An 18,175-nucleotide genomic window follows, 5' to 3' on the forward strand; every position below is an offset into this window, starting at 1 on the left:
TTAACAGCATTTACAAACAGCAAAATATCTTAACAAGTGTTTAATGTTATATAAAGATTAATCTGCCCGTTTTTCTTTATTAGTAATTACAAAAAAACACATAAAGGGAGCCTTTTTATTAACCTACTAATTTTAAGATTATGTCTAAACTGCGAGCTTTAAAAAACTTTCGTTTCCCAAATGTTTTCATCCTAATTTTAATCGTTTTTATTTCTTGTGCTTTATTAATCTGCATCAATTTTTTTACAATTAAAATCTTATCCGCCAACAGGGCTTATGTAAACGGAGAATCTCATTACTCAAAAGGGCAAAAAGATGCATCGAGACATTTAATCACCTATTTATTTACTAAAAATCCTTCGCAATGGAAACTATACCTAGAAGAATTAAAAGTACCTCAAGGTGATGGCATTGCAAGAATCACACTTTTGAAAGCTGGAGACAATAAAGCTGCTAGAGAGGGATTTTTAATTGGGCGAAATCACGAAGATGATTTAGACGATCTTATTTGGCTGTTTGACAATTTTAAAAATGTAAGCTTTTTATCTAAGGCCATAAATGAATGGGGACAAGGAGATAAATTAATTTTTGATTTATTTGTTATTGGCCAACAGATTAACGCCAAAATTGAGCATAATATACTAACTGCTGAGGATCAGAAGAAATATTTGAAACAAATAAGTGCAATAAGTGATCGATTAACGGTTAATGAGCGTAATTTTTCGAATACATTAGGTGAAGGAACACGAAAAATAAAGGATTTGCTTATTATTACAAATATCTTTTTTATTCTGGTTATAGTCTGCAGCGTTTGTCTTTATTATTCTATAATGGTCAAAAGGTTATTGGTTTCGAAAAAAGAGACGGAAGTAAAAAATGAAAATCTTATTATCGTAAATCGCGAATTGGACCGATTTGTTTATAGCGCATCACACGATTTGAGATCTCCCATTACTTCATTAAAAGGTCTTATCGAAATAACAGCATTAGAAGATGATGTACAGCAAGTTCGAAATTATTTACAAATGATGCATCACAGTCTTGAAAGGCAAGATCAATTTATTAGTGACATTATTGATTATTCTAAAAATAAAAGAAAAGAAATAATATTAGAACCGGTAAGCCTGAAAGAATTATGCAATGAAGCTATCCTGCAATTAATGCATATTGAAAATGCAAACAGAATTAAATTTACACAGGAACTTTTGGTAGATCAGATTGAAAGCGATGGACTTCGTTTAAAAATCATTATCAATAATTTGCTTTCTAATGCTATAAAGTATGCAGACTGCGATAAGAAAGAAATGTTTATAACCATTAGAACTTATTTTAGCGAAGGCGTAAATAAAATTGAAGTATCCGATAACGGAATCGGAATTCATGACGACTATAAAGCAAATATTTTCGACATGTATTTTGGAACAAACAAAAATAAAGGTTCTGGTTTAGGCTTATATATCGTAAAAGAAGCTGTTGAGAATATCAGAGGAGATATTTCTGTTTTTTCAGAAAGCAGTGTTGGAAGCAAATTCATCGTAACAATACCAAATTCGTATGCCGTATAGATCTCAATTTATAATTATAGAAGACAATCTGATTGATCAATTTGTCACTAAAAAGCTATTGAAAAAAGGACTCGATATTAATCCTGCTTACATAGCCAATAACGGAAAAGAAGGAATGAATTGGATTCTAAAAAATCAGAATCAAAATCCACTAATTATTCTTTTAGACATTCAAATGCCAGTTATGAATGGTTTCGAATTTTTGGAAGAGTTTGACAGACTACCTGAAGATGTAAAAGAGAACATTGAAATTTTTGTGCTTTCTTCGACTTTAGATAGTGACGAAATCAAGAAAGTCAAAGAAAATAAATACGTCTCTGATTTCTGGAACAAACCTTTTAGATTAGAAATATTGAAAAATGCTTTTCTTTCAGTTTAATTCAAAACACGATTTACTTGAGAGAAAGCTCTTGTGTAATATGGTTCTTTTGTAGAAGAAATCATAACACCACCATGAGTTGATGAATGTACGAATTTAATCTCACCATCAACATTTTCGACAACCATTCCTACATGATTTATATGACGTCTGCCGTTGGTTCTAAAGAAAATTAAATCGCCTTTTTGAGCTTCCTCCGAAGCTACTTTTGTTCCTATTCGAGATTGTTCTATTGAACTTCTAGGGAGTTTAATATCAAAATTGCCAAAAGTACAGAACATTAATCCTGAACAGTCGAAACCTGCTTTTGTTGTTCCGCCTGAACGATAACGCGTTCCGATATTTTCAGTTGCACTTGCTATAAGCCTATCAATTAATTCTGAATAATTTCCTGTTCTAACAACAGTTGAATCTTTTATATCTGGAGCAGTTTCTGCTACTTGACTTGATGATGCATCTTGCTTCACATTAGTCTCTTGCAAAGTTTTTGCTGCCTGTATAGCATCTGCTTTTTCTTTTGGAACACGAATTTTCAATAAATAACCAACAGGAACTTTTCCTTTAATTGATGGATTCTGACGTTCTAACTCTGCAACCGTGATGCCATATTCTTTAGAAATACCGTATTTTGTTTCTTTGGGCTTAACTTCTCTATAAAGCTCCACATCTGTTGAAACCACTTCCGAATTAGCTGGAGTTTCACTTGGCGAACTAATATTTGACGCTACGTTATTTGAAGGAATATTTATTTGCTGCCCTATTTTTAAGCCTTCGCTTTCCAACGATGGATTTGCTTTCTTTAGATCATCAACAGAAACATTGTATTTTTTAGAAATTCCCCAAAGTGTTTCTTTGGAAGCTACTTCATGAGTGCCTGAAGTATTTACAGAAGAGGTATTATTATCTGCAATTTCAACATTTTTAGATTTTGTCTTTGCAGTAGTTTTATTTTTATTCGGAATTAAAAGAACTGAATTTAGTTTTAATATTTTAGGAGCGTTTGGATTTGCATCTGCAATGTCTTTTACTTTTACTCCATATTTCTTAGCAATAACAGAAAGGTTATCTCCTTGTGAAATTTTGTGCTTAATAAAATTATCCTGCGCAAAAGCTCCCACACTGAAAAAAAACAATACTATTATTAACCGATAAACCATACTCTCTTTCTTAAAGTTTTTATACTTTTTCTATATTTTACATTAATTCCAACTCAAAAAAGACAAATATATTGCCTAAAAAGCGAATTTAACTTTTTAAAGTAAAAAAATCGGTATTTTTAACAATTATTTTACCTCAAATTAACAGCCTCGGCATAGAAATTGAGCCAACTTTTTGAAAAGCAGTTTTTTATAAAAAGTTGCATTTTTAAAAATTTTCCAACCAAACTAAAACCAATATTGTGAAAAAACTACTCTACATTGTCATTTTACTGCCTTTTATTACAAATGCGCAAACAATAAGCGGAATTGTTAAGTCTGAATCTAATAATTCACCAATCGAAGATGCAAACCTATATGCGTTAAGAGCTCAAACTGGAACCATAACCAATGATAGCGGGGAATTTTCACTAAACAGAGTAAAAGCAAATGATACAATTCAGGTGTCACATATTGGCTACACTCCGACTAAAATTGCAATTACCGATCTTAAAAAATCAAATTTTATCATTTTACTTAAAGAGGATATTGAAACTCTTAATAATGTTGAGATAACAAATCATCAGGCAAAATTAAAATCTAAGCTTGACTTTACTAAGCTTGAATCTTTAAACAATGTTCTTTATTCTTTTGGTTCGACAGTAATAAATGGCAAAATTTATATTACAGGCGGAGATACCAGCGAAGAAGAGAATGCACTAAACATTTTAAAGGAAAGAAGCATAAGCTCTGACAACGATCCTAACTTCGAAAAAAAATATCGAGATTTACTTCAAATGAATGTTGCTAAAAAGTTTTACAAAGAAGATCTGCTTATTTATGATCCTAAAACAGATGTATGGGAGAAATCAGATATAAAATTCAAGAGAAGAGCCTATCATAATATAAATTATTACAATAACACACTCTATGTTTTGGGAGGAAAAAGAGTATCCACAAACCAAAGATTTGAATATTTAGAAAACGAAATTGAAGTTTTTGACATTACTAAAAACTCGATTGCAATTGACAAAACCAATCCTCATACAGCTGCAGATTTTGCTTCTTTTGTTTATAAAGACAATATTATTGTTATGGGCGGTTCTATAAAAAAGACTGAAAAAGGACAAAAAACCTTCACAGACAAAGTACATATGTACAATATCACTTCTGGATTATGGTATGAGTTAGAAAAAATGCCGGTTGCCAAAGAAGTAAAAGGGGTTTTGATTGGCGATAAAATTTTCACCGTTGGAAGCAAAGACAACAAAAGCTTATCTGAGATTCAAAGTTTTGATTTAACAAATGAAACTTGGAAAAATGAAGCGACTTTAATTTCTCACTTAGAAAATCCAGCAATTGCTTACAATGATAATGACATCTACCTTCTCGAAGATGGAAAGCTGTCAATTTATAATACAAAATCAAAACAAATTAAAGAATACTTTGTTGATCTTCAATTAAGAGGCGCTACCATGCACTTTATAAACAACAAGTTGTACATTATTGGAGGTTATTCTTTTGGCTCGTTCATGAAGCTTCCTTCATCAAAAGTGTATAGCATTTCTATTGATGAATTTGACACTACAGCACCAAACCGCATTAGAATTTTATCACAAAACAACGTAGCTCAAAGAAATTAGCTCGCAATAAAAAATGCTCTGTAAAAACAGCATTTTTATATCTTATTTTCTTTAAATTGAAGCCGCCTCATTTTCAGCTAAAAATCTATTATTATTACAATTGCAGTTCAAAAATTTAATACTAAATTTACTTCAAACCAATAGCTAAACACAAAGTTTAATACGCTTTTCTAAGAGATTTTCTTAAGTCCAATCCAAGATAAAACTTATTTGCTGTGAAAAAACTACTTTACATCGTCATTTTACTACCTTTTATTACAAATGCACAAACAGTAAACGGAATTATTAAATCTCATGCCGCTAACTTACCAATTGAGGATGCCAACGTCTATGCATTACTCACCCAAATTGGGACTTTAACTAATGAGAAAGGAGAATTTTCATTGAATAATAAAATAAAGCCAAATGACACTCTTCAAATTTCTCATATTGGATACATTACATCAAAAATGGCAATTGCAGATTTAAAAAAGTCAAATTATATTATTTCGCTAGAAGAAGATATTGAATCCTTAAAAAACGTAACTATTGCCAACAATAGGTGGTCGAAACTAAAATCCAAACTTGATTTCACCAAACTGGCACCTTTAGAGTACGGTATTTATTCTTTTGGCTCTTTGGTAGCAGATGGCAAAATTTATGTTGTTGGAGGTGATAATAGCGAACAATGGAATGCTTTAACTAATATAAAATCAAAAGACATTGGTGGCGGTGACCCCACAAGATTTAACGATCCTGTTTTTGTAAATAAATATCTCCAAGAGATTGGAGGGGATCAAAGTAAAGTTTTTTACAAGGGAGACCTCTTTATTTATGATCCAAAAACAGATGTGTGGGAGAAATCAAAACAGAAATTAAAAAAACGAGCCTATCATAGCATAAATTTTTACAATAATACTCTTTATGTTTTGGGAGGAAAAAGAGGCCCCTTAGGCAATAAAAAACATGAATTTCTAGATAATGAGATTGAAGTTTTTGACCTTAACACAAATCAAATTGCAATTGACAAAACAAATCCGCATAAAGCCGTAAACTTTGCTTCTTTCACCTACAAGGACAATATTATTGTTATGGGTGGATCAATAAAATCAACCGTAAGAGGTGCAAAAACTTTTACAGACAAAGTACATCTGTACAATTTAACTTCTGGATTATGGTATGAGCTAACAAAAATGCCAGTAGCCCAAGAAGTAAGTGGAGTTTTGATTGAGGACAAAATTTTCACGATTGGCAATAGCGACAATAGAAGTTTTTCTGAAATTCAGAGTTTTGACTTAACAACTGAAAGCTGGAAAAAGGAAGCAACTCTACTTTGTCGACTCGAAAATCCTGCAGTTACAAACCATGACGACACTATTTATATATTTGAAGATGGAAAACTATTGGTTTACAATACAAAATCGAAACTAATTAAAGAATACTCTATAAAGCTTGAGCTAAAATCTGCTGCAATGCACTTTATTAATGACAAATTATATATTATTGGCGGATACAATTTCACCAATTACTATACCTCTCCTTCATCAAAAACATACAGCATTTCTCTAGATGAATTTGAAACCACAAGACCTGACCGAATTAGAGTTTTGTCGCAAAATAATTTAGCAAGCGGAAAGTAATTTCATCAATAAATTTTCTCTAAAAACAAAAGCCCTGTTCTCACAGGGCTTTTAATATATAAAAATCTAAAATATTAAGCTTTTCCAGCCGCAATTAAGTTTAATGCAGAACCTGCAACAAACCAGCCAATTTGACCTTCGTTATAGGTGTGGTTCGCCAAGATAATATCTTTTGTACCATCTGCGTGAACAAATTCTAATGTTAATGGTTTACCTGGAGCAAATTCTGTTAAATCTAAGAAATTGATGGTATCATCTTCCTGAATTTTATCGTAATCTGCTTCATTTGCAAAAGTCAATCCTAAAAGACCTTGTTTTTTAAGGTTAGTTTCATGAATACGAGCGAAAGATTTCACCAATACCGCTTTAACCCCTAAGAAACGAGGCTCCATAGCAGCATGCTCACGAGAAGAACCTTCTCCGTAGTTATGATCTCCAACTACAATAGATGGAACTCCAGCTGCTTTATATGCACGAGCAACAGCAGGAACAGCATCATATTGACCCGTCAATTGGTTTTTAACTGAGTTTGTTTTTTGGTTATATGCATTTACAGCTCCAATCAACATATTGTTTGAAATGTTATCTAAGTGCCCACGGAAACGTAACCAAGGTCCAGCCATAGAAATATGGTCTGTAGTACATTTTCCGAATGCTTTGATTAACAATTTAGCACCTGTGATGTTTTTACCATCCCAAGCATCAAATGGAGCTAATAATTGTAAACGCTCTGATGCTGGATTAACCACCACTTGAACATTTGAACCATCTTCTGCTGGCGCTTGAAAACCTGGATCTTCGGCATAGAAACCTTTAGCAGGAAGTTCATCACCCGTTGGCTCATCAAGCATTACTTCTTCTCCATCCTCGTTGATTAATTTATCCGTTAATGGATTAAAGCTTAAATCACCTGCAATAGCCAAAGCAGTTACCAATTCTGGAGATCCCACAAAAGCTAATGTATTTGGATTACCGTCTGCACGTTTTGAGAAGTTACGGTTGAAAGAGTGCACAATTGTGTTTCTTTCTTCTTTTTCTGCTCCTTCTCTATCCCACATACCAATACATGGTCCGCATGCATTTGCGAAAACTGTTGCTCCAATTTTATGGAAAGTATCAATAAAACCATCTCTTTCGATTGTAGAACGAACTACCTCAGAACCTGGAGTTATTGTAAATTGTGATTTTGTTTTCAAATTTTTATCTGCAACTTGTCTTGCCAATGATGCTGCACGAGAAATATCTTCATAAGAAGAGTTTGTACAAGAACCAATCAATCCTACTTGGATTTGTAATGGCCAATTATTTTTAACTGCTTCATCTTTCATTTTAGAAATTGGAGTAGCTAAATCTGGAGTAAAAGGACCATTTAAATGCGGTTCTAATGTAGATAAGTTTATTTCAATAACTTGATCAAAATATTTTTCTGGGTCTGCATATACTTCTGGATCTCCAGTTAAGTAAGAAGCAATTTTATCTGCAGCGTCAGCTACTTCTGCTCTATTTGTAGAACGAAGATAACGGCTCATTGAATCATCATATCCAAAAGTTGAAGTTGTAGCTCCAATCTCAGCTCCCATATTACAAATTGTTCCTTTACCTGTACAAGACATTGCTTTTGCACCTTCTCCAAAATATTCTACAATCGCTCCAGTACCACCTTTTACAGTAAGAATACCTGCAACTTTAAGAATAACATCTTTAGGCGCTGTCCATCCAGATAATTTACCCGTTAATTTAACTCCGATTAATTTAGGAAATTTAAGCTCCCATGCCATTCCAGACATAACATCTACAGCATCTGCTCCACCAACACCAATTGCAACCATTCCTAAACCACCTGCATTTACAGTATGAGAATCGGTACCAATCATCATTCCACCTGGGAAAGCATAATTTTCAAGTACTACCTGGTGAATAATTCCTGCTCCTGGCTTCCAGAAACCAATTCCGTATTTATTAGAAACAGAAGACAAGAAATCAAAAACTTCATTACTTTGTGTTTTTGCTCTAGCTAAATCTGTTGCAGCGTCAATCTTTGCCTGAATCAAGTGATCACAGTGAACTGTTGTAGGAACCGCCACTTTAGATTTTCCGGCATGCATGAATTGCAATAAAGCCATTTGCGCTGTTGCATCCTGACACGCTACGCGGTCTGGTGCAAAATCAACATAATCAACTCCTCTTCCAAACGCCTTAGTCGGATTTCCTTCCCAAAGGTGATTGTATAAAATTTTCTCTGTTAAAGTAAGTGGACGACCAACAATCTCACGCGCTTTATCAACGCGTGTAGGCATATTTTCGTACACTTTTTTAATCATTTCGATATCAAAAGCCATAGATTTTTTGTTTTTATTATTCTTTTTTGAACATGACAAGTTACAAAAAATAGAACAATTATTACTAAAAAAGCCCGAGTTTTACGACTCGGGCTTTTAAAATATTACAAAATAATCTTTGGATTACATAACTAATTGTTTGTTAGAAGGTGCGAACTTAGTTAAGTTGATACCATCTACTGCTGCAGTATATTCTTCCATAGTTGGAGTTCTACCTAAAATTGTAGAAAGAACCACAACTGGTGTAGAAGAAAGTAATGATTCTCCTTTTTTACCTTCTTTATCTTCTACAACTCTTCCTTGGAATAAACGCGTTGAAGTAGCCATTACAGTATCCCCTTTGGCTGCCTTTTCTTGGTTACCCATACAAAGGTTACATCCAGGACGCTCTAAGTATAACATGTTTTCGTATTCAGTACGAGCAGCACCTTTTGGAGCATTATCGTCAAATTCGAAACCAGAATATCTTTGTAAAACTTCCCAATCACCTTCAGCTTTCAATTCATCAACGATGTTGTAAGTAGGAGGAGCAACTACAAGAGGAGCATTAAACTCAACTTTTCCTGTTTGTGCTTCAACATTTTTCAACATTTGAGCAAGGATTTTCATATCTCCTTTATGAACCATACAAGAACCTATAAATCCAAGATCTACTTTTTTCTCCCCACCATAGAAAGATAATGGTCTAATAGTGTCGTGAGTATAACGTTTAGAAACGTCTTTATTATTAACATCTGGGTCAGCAATCATTGGCTCGGCAATTTGATCCAAATCAACCACAACTTCAGCATAATATTTAGCGTTTGCATCTGGAGTTAAAGCTGGTTTTTCGCCAGATTTAATTTCAGTAATTCTCTTATCAGCTTTATTGATTAAACCTTGAAGAACTTGTCTGTCGTTATCCATTCCTTTATCGATCATGATTTGGATTCTGCCTTTAGCAATTTCCAATGATTCGATCAAAGTATCGTCTTCCGAAATACAGATAGAAGCTTTTGCTTTCATCTCTGCAGTCCAGTCTGTAAATGTAAACGCTTGGTCAGCAGTAAGAGTTCCGATGTGAACCTCAATGATTCTTCCTTGGAATACGTTTTCACCGTTAAATTGTTTAAGCATTTGCGCTTGAGTAGCGTGAACCACATCACGGAAATCCATATAACCTTTCATATCTCCTTTGAAAGTTACTTTTACAGATTCTGGAATTGGCATAGAAGCCTCTCCCGTAGCTAATGCAAGAGCAACAGTTCCTGAGTCAGCACCAAAAGCAACACCTTTAGACATTCTCGTGTGAGAGTCACCACCGATAATGATTGCCCATTCGTCGATAGTAATATCATTAAGTACTTTATGGATTACGTCAGTCATTGAGTGGTAAACACCTTTCGGGTCACGAGCCGTGATTAAACCGAAGTTATTCATGAACTTCATCAATTTAGGAATGTTAGCCTGAGCTTTTTTATCCCAAACAGAAGCAGTATGACAACCAGATTGGTAAGCACCATCAACAATTGGAGAAATAACTGTAGCCGCCATAGACTCTAATTCTTGGGCAGTCATAAGACCTGTAGTATCCTGAGAACCTACAATGTTTACTTCTACACGAACGTCAGAACCAGCATGCAACACTTTTCCTGGAGCGATACCAACAGCATTTTTGTTGAAGATTTTTTCAACCGCTGTTAAACCTTGTCCTTCGTTAGAAATTTCTTTAGACGGAGCAAATACAGCAGGAGCCTCAATATCTAAAACTTTTGCAGCAAATGTTTGTAACTTTTTACCGAAAACAATTGCATAAGATCCTCCAGCTCTAATGAACTCTTTTTTCTGAGGCGTAAATGATCTAGAAATATCAATTAATTCTTGATCACCGTTATATAATTTTTTAGTTTGAGTATTAATAGTCAAAACAGTTCCTGTAGCAACAGAATAAGCTTGCTCAAGAATCGGTTCGTTATTTTCGTTCAATACTGGTTTCCCGTCTGCATCAACTTTTTTAACCCAGTTTTTAAGGTCGATTCCGATACCTCCTGTTACGTCAACTGTAGTTAGGAAAATTGGAGAAATACCATTTGTACCTCCAACAATTGGAGCAATATTTACGAATGGAACATACTTACTTGCTTGTTTTCCTGTCCAAAGCGCAACGTTGTTTACACCTGACATTCTAGAAGAACCAACACCCATTGTTCCTTTTTCAGCAATTAACATAATACTTGCATCTGGATGTTTAGCTTGTAATGCTTGAATTTCCTCTTGTGCTTGAGGTGTAATCATACATTTACCATGAAGTTCACGATCTGAACGAGAGTGAGCTTGGTTTCCTGGAGAAAGTAAATCTGTAGAGATATCTCCTTCACCAGCAATATATGTAACAACTTTAATTTCTTCTGCTATTTCTGGAAGTTTAGTGAAGAATTCAGCTTTTGCATAACTTTCGATAATTTCTTTAGCAAATACATTACCAGCTTTAAAAGCTTCTTTCAAACGATCAGTATCTGCATCGTAAAGGAAAACTTGCGTTTTAAGAACATCTGCAGCTTGTTGAGCAATTGCCGCATCGTTTCCTAAAGCTAAATCTAATAATACTTCAATTGAAGGTCCACCCTTCATGTGTGATAATAGTTCAAAAGCAAAAGCTGGAGTGATTTCTTTTACTATAGATTGACCTAAAATAATTTCTTTTAAGAACTTAGCTTTTTCACCTGCTGCACTTGTAGTACCAGGCAAAGTATTGTAAATAAAAAACTTAAGAGAGTCTTCGCGATTTGCGTTATCAACATCTTTAATTTGAGCAATGATTTCGCTTAATAATTCAGCTCCATCAATTGGTTTAGGGTGTAACCCTTGATTTTTTCTTTCTTCAATTTCTTGAAGGTAATCCTGATAAATATTCATAATAAAAGCGGATTTATTTTTTTGAGGCAAATTTAAGCATTAAACCCGATAATTAAAAAAAATATAATAGAACAAGCCTTTTCAAAAATTATTATTGCTAAAAAACGATTTTCACTGCTTGTTTTTACCAAAAACTCAATTTTATATCAAAATAATGAATTATTAACATTTAAAAATCTTTTCTTTAACAAAGTCGAAATTTGATGTTATAAAGGAAGTGAGATTTTACCTCTATTTTCGCAAAGAATCTTTCTAAATAAGCAATTATAACGTTATAGTTAGGATTTTTAGCGTCGCCGAAACGTCATTAATCGATTTTGCTTTTTTGTAAAATCACAAGATTTAAATCACATAAAAACAAAAAATCCCGACAATAGTTTATCGGGATTTTAATTCGTATTTCTTAAAAAAATTACATCAATTTTTTAATTATTGTCTCTTCAGTAATTCCTTCTGCATCAGCTTTATAATTTTTAATAATCCTATGTCTCAAAATACCTGTTGCAACAGCTTGAACATCTTCAATATCTGGTGAAAATTTTCCGTTAAAAGCGGCATGTGCTTTTGCTGCTAGAATTAAATTCTGCGAAGCTCTTGGTCCTGCTCCCCAATCTAAATAGTTCTTTACAAAATCGTTTGTCAAACTATTATCAGGACGTGTTTTGCTTACTAATGTTACTGCATATTCAATAACATTATCTGCAACTGGAATTCTACGAATCAAATGCTGAAAATCAATAATTTCCTGCGCATTAAATAAGGGATTAATTTCTGTCTTAACATCAGAAGTTGTTCTTTTTACTACCTGAACTTCTTCTTCAAAAGTTGGATATTCTAATTTAATAGCAAACATAAAACGGTCTAACTGGGCTTCTGGCAAAGGATATGTTCCTTCTTGCTCAATTGGGTTTTGAGTTGCCAAAACAAAATAAGGCAAATCTAATTTATGATGCTGACCTGCAATAGTTACCGATCTCTCCTGCATAGCTTCCAACAAAGCAGCTTGCGTTTTTGGAGGTGTTCTGTTTATCTCGTCTGCCAAAATAATATTAGAGAAAATTGGCCCTTTAATGAATTTGAAATTTCTATTTTCATCCAAAATTTCGCTTCCCAAAATATCAGAAGGCATTAAATCTGGCGTAAATTGAATTCTCTTGAAATCTAAACCTAAAGCCTGAGATAAAGTATTTATCATTAAGGTTTTTGCCAAACCTGGAACTCCTATTAAAAGTGCGTGTCCTCCAGAAAATATACAAAGTAAAATTTGATCTACAACGGCGTCCTGCCCTACAATGATTTTCGCTATTTCTTTTTTTAATTCGTTTCTTTTTTGAACTAAATTGTGAATTGCTGTTACGTCAGACATTTATGAATGTATTTAAAATTAAAAAGAGTTAATTCTATGAATTCATAAAACTAACTCTTTTTATTTATTTATTAAAACTTATTTTTTCAACCAATTGTTTGCAAAAGAACAGTCTTTATACTCTCCAATAATTTTAATGTAAGTATCTTTAATTTTAGCATCAAACCATTTTGCTATTGCATTGATTTGCTTTTCTTTTAATGCTAATTCTTTAATTTTTGTATAATCCTTAGCATAATCAGCAGTGTGCTCATCAATTCTATTGGTAACAGTGATTAACTTATATGTCTTTTTACTTTTATCATCAGTATTTAAAAGTGGTTGAGAAATCTCATCTCCTTTTAAATTTGAAACTTGACTGTACAATTGCGGATCCATTTTAGTCAACTCAAATCTAGTATCTTGCGTTGTAGGATTTACCAATGTTCCTCCGTTTGCTCTAGTTTCTTTTTCATCAGATTCTGTTCTTGCCGCTTCAGCAAAAGTTACTTCTTTATTAACAATTTTATTTCTAATAGTAGTAATTCTTTCTTTTGCTTCTTTTAAAGCTGCTTCTGAAACAGTTGGAGCAATCAAAATATGACGAAGCTCAACTTCTTGCCCTTTAATTTTTTCTACCATTATGATATGAAAACCAAAAGTTGTCTCAAATGGCTGCGAAATTTCTCCCGCTTGCAAACTAAAAGCTACATCTTTAAATTCTTTTACAAATGGAGTTTTTCTTGTCATTTTATAATATCCTCCATTTGGTGCAGATCCTGGATCTTGCGAGTATAAAACTGCTTTTGTTGCAAAACTAGAACCTTCAAGAACATCTTGTCGAATAGAATTTAATCTATCAATAACTTTCTGTTTATCTTCTTTAGAAATTTTAGGTTCAATTACAATCTGAGCTACTTCCATTTCAGCTCCAAAAGTTGGCAATTCATCTTTTGGGATTTTCTTAAAGAAATTACGAACCTCTTCTGGAGTAATTTCAACATCCTTAATAATCTTATCTCTCATCTCTGAAGCTAATTTCTGCTCCTTTAAGATATCTGCAAAATAAGTTTTAAATTCTTCTACAGAGCTTTTTTTATAGTATTCAACTACTTTATTGATATCACCTACTTGTTGAGTCATATAATTAAGACGCTCTTCCATCATACCTCTTACCTCTGCATCACTTACAATAATACTATCTTGAATGGCTTGGTGAGCATATAATTTATCCTCCAAAAGTTTACCAAGCATTTGACATCTTGTAATATCTTTTATAGATCCTCCTTGTGCAGTAATCTCTAAAAAACCTTTATCGATATCAGAATCCAAAACGATGTAATCTCCTACAGTCGCAATGATTCCATCTATTTTTAATTTTCCGCCAGAAGGAGTTTCAACTGGTTTTTGGGCAACGACATCAGGAATAATTTCTTGCGCTGTGATGATTGAAGTAAAAAAAAGAAAAAAACAAATTGTTAGTGCAAACTTGTAATCAATTGTTTTTAGCTGTAATTTTTTTAATAGCATTATTTTAATTTTTATTTGAATGTAAGCCTGTTTTAGATAATCCCTCTAAAATTATTGATGTTGAACTTAAACATAAATAATTAAAGTATAGTTCTTTCGTAACTTATAACGAACAAAAATAACAATTCAATTACATAATCCAACTATCCGATATACTATTAACAAAAAATTATAGGATAGTTCTATTCCAACCCGCAAAATCTTCTCTTCTATTTTTCTAATACATGAAAGACAATTCTATAGTTGTTTTTAAAATTTGAATTTAAACGACAAATAAACATCTAATTATAAGCACTATAAAAAAAGTTCTCAACACTACAACGTTTTCGTGGCAAACTATTTTCTTACAAATTAAAATTAAATCAAAAAACATTTACTTTAGATGCGTAATTATCAAATTAAGCTATCAAAATTTACCAATAACACCATTTTTTAAGCTTAAAAACAATAATTACAAAACTTACTATTTAACTTAACCACAATCTACTATGAAAAAACCTATTTTAAAATTATGCCTTATTATGGCATTTAGCGCTCTTCTCTATTCGTGTTCTGAAAATGAAATCAACGAATCGGATGCAAAAGCTGAAAGCCAAAAATTTAAAGTTATTGATGTTACTCATCACGATGGAAAACCATTTAATACAGGAGTTACTAGCTCTTCTCCAACAGGAAAATATGTCGACAATCCCGGAGGAGGTGTTATGATGCAAGCTTTCTACTGGGACGTTCCTTCGGGAGGGACTTGGTGGAATACCGTAAGCAGCAAAGTAACCGCATGGGGTAACGCTGGAATTGGTTCTATATGGCTTCCGCCTGCTTCAAAAGCACAAAATGGAGCTTTTTCTATGGGATATGATCCAACAGATTATTTTGATTTTGGAGATTATAATCAAAACGGAAGTATCGAAACCAGATTTGGATCTAAAACTGAACTGGTAAACTTAATTACTGCTGCTCACAACGAAAACATCAAAGTTTATGCAGATATCGTAATAAACCATAACAGTGGTGGACAATCTGAAGCAAATCCATTCACAGGAACAAATACGTGGACTAATTTCACGGGAGTTGCTTCGGGTAAATTTCCTCGTAACTATAATGATTTTTATAAAAATAGCTACGGAAATAATGACGAAGGATCTTTTGGCGGGTTTCCAGATTTATGCCATGCTGCACCAAATGTTCAGAACTGGCTGTGGCTACGTACTGACGGAGTTGGTAAATACTATAAAAATACCATGAAATTTGATGGATGGAGATTTGACTATGTAAAAGGATTTGGTGCATGGGTCGTAAATTCATGGAATGCTAATGTAGGTGGATTTTCCGTTGGAGAGTTATGGGATTCGAATGTAAATGTATTAAATGACTGGGCAAACGCAGCTAATAGTTCTGTTTTTGATTTTGCTTGTTATTACAAAATGAATGATGCATTTGATGGGAACAATTTAGCGTTATTGAATGATGACATGATGTGGAAACGTAATCCGTACAAAGCGGTGACTTTTGTAACCAATCACGATACTGATGAAATTTGGAGCAAAATGTTAGCGTACTCTTATATATTAACTCACGAAGGTTATCCAACTATTTTCTACCGAGATTACGAAGAATGGCTGGACAAAAACAAACTAAATAATCTGATCTGGATTCACAATAGTAAAGCAACCGGAACAACTTCTATTTTATATTCTGACAATGACGAATATGTGGCAAGAAGAAACGGTTACAACGGAAATCCAGGATTGGTAGTTTACATCAACAACTCAGATGTTTGGCAAGAAAGATGGATTCAGACGAATTGGGCCAATACTCAAATTAAAGATTTCACAGGAAATTCATCTTGGTACCCAACGACTCAGGCAGACAAATGGGTTAAAATACAATGTCCTCCTAAAGGATATTCAATTTGGTCAATTAATCAGTAATTTTAAAAATGACTATTTAAGGCTGTTGCAAAACAGCCTTATTTTTTTCTAAAAAAACCTTTCCAGAATAAAGACTTCCAAATTTACGAACTGAATATTTTTATAAAGCCGTATTTAATAGTACTTTTGCAACCTATTTATACGAAATATGAGCTTTTTAAAAGAAATACAACGCAGAAGAACATTTGGAATCATCTCGCACCCCGATGCCGGTAAAACAACTTTAACTGAAAAATTACTGTTGTTTGGAGGGGCTATTCAGGAAGCGGGAGCTGTAAAAAACAACAAAATTAAAAAAGGAGCAACAAGTGACTTTATGGAAATCGAGCGTCAGAGAGGTATCTCGGTTTCGACTTCTGTGCTTGCTTTTAATTATAAAGATAAAAAAATCAATATCCTTGATACTCCTGGACACAAGGATTTTGCCGAAGATACCTTTAGAACTTTAACCGCTGTTGATAGTGTAATTGTTGTAATTGATGTTGCAAAAGGGGTTGAGGAACAAACAGAAAAACTGGTTGCTGTTTGTAGAATGCGTAACATTCCGATGATTGTTTTCATCAATAAATTAGACCGTGAAGGTAAAGATGCTTTTGACCTAATGGATGAAGTTGAACAAAAATTAGGATTGAAAGTTACACCACTAAGTTTCCCAATCGGAATGGGTTATGATTTTCAAGGAATTTACAATTTATGGGAAGAAAACATTAACCTTTTCAGTGGAGACAGCCGTAAAAATATTGAAGAAACAATTGCTTTTTCTGATGTGCAAAACAATCCAGAATTGGATAAAATTGTGGGAGAAAAAGCTGCTAATAAGCTTCGTGAAGAATTAGAACTAATTGATGAGGTTTATCCAAAATTCGAACGTCAGGATTATTTGGATGGAAAAATTCAGCCAGTATTCTTTGGTTCTGCTTTGAATAACTTCGGAGTTCGTGAACTATTAGACTGTTTCATTACAATAGCCCCGTCTCCAAGAGCAAAAGATTCTGAAACACGCACAGTTGAGCCTACAGAAGAAAAAATGACTGGATTTGTTTTTAAAATCCACGCTAACATGGATCCAAAACACCGTGACCGTTTAGCATTTATTAAGATCGTTTCTGGAACTTTTGAAAGAAATAAACCTTACTACCACGTTCGCCAAAAGAAAAATTTAAAATTCTCTAGTCCGAATGCATTCTTCGCTGAGAAAAAAGAAATCGTTGATATTTCTTATCCTGGTGACATTGTTGGTCTGCATGATACAGGAAACTTTAAAATTGGTGATACTTTAACCGAAGGCGAAATCATGAGCTTTAAAGGAATTCCGAGTTTCTCTCCAGAGCACTTTAGATACATTAATAATGCCGATCCGATGAAAGCTAAGCAATTGGAAAAAGGAGTTGATCAGTTAATGGATGAAGGTGTAGCTCAGTTATTTACTTTAGAAATGAATAATCGTAAAGTTATCGGAACGGTTGGAGCGCTTCAGTATGAGGTAATTCAATATCGTTTGGAGCACGAATACGGTGCTAAATGTACATACGAGAATTTCCCTGTACATAAAGCTTGCTGGGTAAAACCTGATGATGCTAAAAATGAAGAATTCAAAGAATTTAAACGTATTAAACAAAAATTCTTGGCTCATGATAAGTACGGACAATTAGTTTTCTTAGCAGATTCTGATTTTACAATTCAAATGACACAAAGTAAATATCCAACTGTTAAATTGTACTTTACATCTGAGTTTGATTAATAATTCACTTTAGATTAAAATATAAAAGGCTGTCAATTTATTTAGACAGCCT

The 18,175-nt window shown here is 33.3% G+C and carries 11 protein-coding genes; 6 read left to right on the forward strand and 5 right to left on the reverse strand.

The window, feature by feature from the left end; translation table 11 throughout:
• The first annotated feature begins 140 nt into the window (after positions 1-140).
• Positions 141-1,565 (forward strand): sensor histidine kinase, encoded by a 1,425-nt coding sequence (locus JI750_RS00145; RefSeq protein WP_201998132.1) that lies wholly within the window; start codon positions 141-143, stop codon positions 1,563-1,565.
• Entirely contained in the window at positions 1,555-1,944 is a 390-nt protein-coding gene (locus JI750_RS00150) for a response regulator (RefSeq protein ID WP_201998133.1), read from the forward strand. The genes JI750_RS00145 and JI750_RS00150 overlap by 11 nt, the downstream gene beginning before the upstream one ends.
• Here the strand turns inward: JI750_RS00150 and JI750_RS00155 are convergent.
• Complete coding sequence (locus JI750_RS00155) at positions 1,941-3,101, reverse strand: C40 family peptidase (protein WP_201998134.1); 1,161 nt, start codon at positions 3,099-3,101, stop codon at positions 1,941-1,943. The two genes, JI750_RS00150 and JI750_RS00155, sit on opposite strands and share 4 nt — an antisense overlap.
• Before the next feature lie 242 nt (positions 3,102-3,343).
• On the opposite strand from JI750_RS00155, the gene JI750_RS00160 reads away from it, so the two are divergent.
• Both JI750_RS00160 and JI750_RS00165 read left to right on the forward strand, forming a co-directional pair.
• Entirely contained in the window at positions 3,344-4,723 is a 1,380-nt protein-coding gene (locus JI750_RS00160) for a Kelch repeat-containing protein (protein WP_369409996.1), read from the forward strand.
• 215 nt (positions 4,724-4,938) lie between these two features.
• A complete protein-coding gene (locus JI750_RS00165; protein WP_201998135.1) occupies positions 4,939-6,342 on the forward strand; it encodes a Kelch repeat-containing protein in 1,404 nt (467 codons plus the stop codon).
• Positions 6,343-6,416: 74 nt separating this feature from the next.
• On the opposite strand, the gene JI750_RS00170 is transcribed toward JI750_RS00165, so the two are convergent.
• From JI750_RS00170 to JI750_RS00185, 4 genes are all read right to left on the reverse strand, one after another.
• On the reverse strand, positions 6,417-8,681 hold the full coding sequence (locus JI750_RS00170) for an aconitate hydratase (protein WP_201998136.1): 2,265 nt from the start codon (positions 8,679-8,681) through the stop codon (positions 6,417-6,419).
• Between the two features lie 123 nt (positions 8,682-8,804).
• Positions 8,805-11,576, reverse strand: coding sequence for a bifunctional aconitate hydratase 2/2-methylisocitrate dehydratase (locus JI750_RS00175; protein ID WP_201998138.1), 2,772 nt, complete (start codon positions 11,574-11,576; stop codon positions 8,805-8,807).
• Between the two features lie 412 nt (positions 11,577-11,988).
• Positions 11,989-12,942, reverse strand: a complete 954-nt coding sequence (locus JI750_RS00180; RefSeq protein ID WP_066032583.1) for an AAA family ATPase — start codon at positions 12,940-12,942, stop codon at positions 11,989-11,991.
• 78 nt (positions 12,943-13,020) lie between these two features.
• Positions 13,021-14,451 (reverse strand): peptidylprolyl isomerase, encoded by a 1,431-nt coding sequence (locus JI750_RS00185; protein ID WP_201998140.1) that lies wholly within the window; start codon positions 14,449-14,451, stop codon positions 13,021-13,023.
• Positions 14,452-14,939: 488 nt separating this feature from the next.
• Here JI750_RS00185 and JI750_RS00190 point away from each other — a divergent pair, with 488 nt between their 5' ends.
• Entirely contained in the window at positions 14,940-16,382 is a 1,443-nt protein-coding gene (locus tag JI750_RS00190; protein WP_201998142.1) for an alpha-amylase, read from the forward strand.
• Between the two features lie 148 nt (positions 16,383-16,530).
• Positions 16,531-18,123, forward strand: a complete 1,593-nt coding sequence (locus JI750_RS00195) for a peptide chain release factor 3 (protein ID WP_008466910.1) — start codon at positions 16,531-16,533, stop codon at positions 18,121-18,123.
• Positions 18,124-18,175 lie beyond the last annotated feature (52 nt).

This window comes from Flavobacterium tagetis (assembly GCF_016735615.1).
GTDB classification, from domain to species: domain Bacteria; phylum Bacteroidota; class Bacteroidia; order Flavobacteriales; family Flavobacteriaceae; genus Flavobacterium; species Flavobacterium tagetis.

Bases quoted from the DNA above. Each gene is read 5' to 3' on its own strand.
- JI750_RS00145 (WP_201998132.1), top strand. From the start codon at position 141: ATGTCTAAACTGCGAGCTTTAAAAAACTTTCGTTTCCCAAATGTTTTC.
- JI750_RS00150 (WP_201998133.1), top strand. From the start codon at position 1,555: ATGCCGTATAGATCTCAATTTATAATTATAGAAGACAATCTGATTGAT.
- JI750_RS00155 (WP_201998134.1), bottom strand. From the start codon at position 3,101: ATGGTTTATCGGTTAATAATAGTATTGTTTTTTTTCAGTGTGGGAGCT.
- JI750_RS00170 (WP_201998136.1), bottom strand. From the start codon at position 8,681: ATGGCTTTTGATATCGAAATGATTAAAAAAGTGTACGAAAATATGCCT.
- JI750_RS00175 (WP_201998138.1), bottom strand. From the start codon at position 11,576: ATGAATATTTATCAGGATTACCTTCAAGAAATTGAAGAAAGAAAAAAT.
- JI750_RS00180 (WP_066032583.1), bottom strand. From the start codon at position 12,942: ATGTCTGACGTAACAGCAATTCACAATTTAGTTCAAAAAAGAAACGAA.
- JI750_RS00185 (WP_201998140.1), bottom strand. From the start codon at position 14,451: ATGCTATTAAAAAAATTACAGCTAAAAACAATTGATTACAAGTTTGCA.
- JI750_RS00190 (WP_201998142.1), top strand. From the start codon at position 14,940: ATGAAAAAACCTATTTTAAAATTATGCCTTATTATGGCATTTAGCGCT.
- JI750_RS00195 (WP_008466910.1), top strand. From the start codon at position 16,531: ATGAGCTTTTTAAAAGAAATACAACGCAGAAGAACATTTGGAATCATC.